The sequence below is a fragment of the Burkholderia sp. 3C genome, from assembly GCF_054589155.1.
This window is the reverse complement of the sequence record NZ_BAAILN010000135.1, coordinates 1-430: the sequence shown is the minus strand read 5'-3', so window position 1 is coordinate 430 and position 430 is coordinate 1. Positions and strand designations below refer to the sequence as shown.

Sequence of the window (430 nt, the reverse complement as noted above, 5' to 3'; positions counted from 1 at the left end):
GCCGACTGCGTGGCCCCGTTGGCGATCACGGTAGGCGCCAGCGAGTAAGGCACGCCCAGTTCTTCCAGCACGATATGGACAGCAAGGGAACAGGCACCGGGCGAATAGTAGAGCCGATAAGTCATGAGTGGTGAATCACCTAACGCGTCAAAAAAGGTCGTTTCACCACCACCACGATGCAGGCGACGACCAATCGCCCGACGTCTTAAAAGCAGGGGCGATCTGTCATACCAGCCAATAGCGTCGAATTACTTCGCCGCCACGCCCGTGTCGTAATCGAACTCGATACGGATACCGCCCGGCTCATAAACCATCGCATGGCGCTTGGTGCCCTTACCAAGCTGCTCGGGCGAAAATTCCACTCGCGCGCCCGGCCATTCGGACACCCGCTCGAACACCGTATTCAGTACTTCCTCGCTGGCGACGCGCA

General features: G+C 58.8%; 1 pseudogene. It reads right to left on the bottom strand.

The features are described 5' to 3' along the window. Positions 1-248: 248 nt before the first annotated feature. Positions 249-430 (bottom strand): annotated as a pseudogene (locus tag ACYP33_RS28035) (VOC family protein); the annotation flags it as partial.